The organism is Methylobacterium sp. CCH7-A2 (assembly GCF_001557075.1).
Lineage (GTDB): Bacteria > Pseudomonadota > Alphaproteobacteria > Rhizobiales > Beijerinckiaceae > Allobosea > Allobosea massiliensis.
This window is the reverse complement of the sequence record NZ_LSKN01000214.1, coordinates 1-1,127: the sequence shown is the minus strand read 5'-3', so window position 1 is coordinate 1,127 and position 1,127 is coordinate 1. Positions and strand designations below refer to the sequence as shown.

Annotated in this window: 1 protein-coding gene; it reads left to right on the top strand. The window is 63.8% G+C overall.

Features of this window, described 5'->3' with window-relative positions; translation table 11 throughout:
• Window positions 1–26 precede the first annotated feature (26 nt).
• A complete protein-coding gene (locus tag AX750_RS15875) occupies window positions 27–1,109 on the top strand; it encodes an IS110 family transposase (RefSeq protein ID WP_067254688.1) in 1,083 nt (360 codons plus the stop codon).
• Window positions 1,110–1,127: the final 18 nt, after the last annotated feature.

Here is a 1,127-nt window from a genome sequence, read left to right as displayed (position 1 = left end):
TTTGGTGATCGAGCCAGGAGGACAGCATGGCCATTGAGGACGATGCGAAGGCCCGCGCGGTGGTCGGCGGCGTGGACACGCACAAGGATCTGCACGTCGCAGCCGTCGTCGATGAGCAGGATCGCGTTCTCGAGACGCGATCGTTCGCCACCACGCGGCAGGGGTATCGACAGATGCTCGCCTGGATGCGGTCCTTCGGCGACCTCCAGCGCATCGGCGTCGAGTCGACCGGCAGCTATGGCGCGGGCCTGTTGCGCTTCATGCAGCAGGCCGGTGTAACCGTTCTGGAGGTGACGGCTCCCGATCGGCAAGATCGCCGGAAGCGCGGCAAGAACGATGATCTCGACGCGCAGAATGCCGCGCACGCCGCCTTTGCAGGTAATCGAACCGTCACGCCGCGCAGCCGCGATGGAATGATCGAAGCGCTGCGTGTCCTTGTCGCCTGCCGCAAGACGGCGGTGACGGCGCGACGGATTGCGCTGCAGATGATCCACAACACGATCGTCGCGGCGCCAGACGGACTGCGCGATCTGCTGCGCGACATGACCCGAATGCAGCTCGTTCGAACTCTGGCTGCATGGCGCCCTGATCTGACGAGCTACCGCGAGATCGAGGCTGCTTATCGGATAGCGCTCAAATCGCTTGCCCGCCGATATCTCGAACTGCACGACGAGATCGCGGACCTCGATACCATGATCGCCGCCATCGTCGACGAGCTGGCGCCCAATCTCGTGACGCGCAACTCGATCGGTCACACCGGCGCCGCACAGCTGTTGCTCACCGCCGGCGGCAATCCCGACCGCATGCGATCAGAAGCCAGCTTCGCCGCCCTCTGCGGCGTCAGTCCTGTTCCCGCATCTTCCGGCAAGACGGTCCGACATCGCCTGAACCGTGGCGGCGATCGCGCAGCCAACAGCGCGTTGCACATCATCGCCATCGGGAGATTGCGCACCGACCAGAAGACGAAGGATTACGTCGCTCGCCGCGTCGCCGAGGGTCATTCCAAGCTCGACGCCATACGGGCTATCAAGCGCTACCTTGCTCGCGAGGTCTTCGCCCTCATCATGCAGCGCCAGAAGGAAATCAACGCGACACGTATCGCTGCTTGACAAACAGAAGGGCGTCCA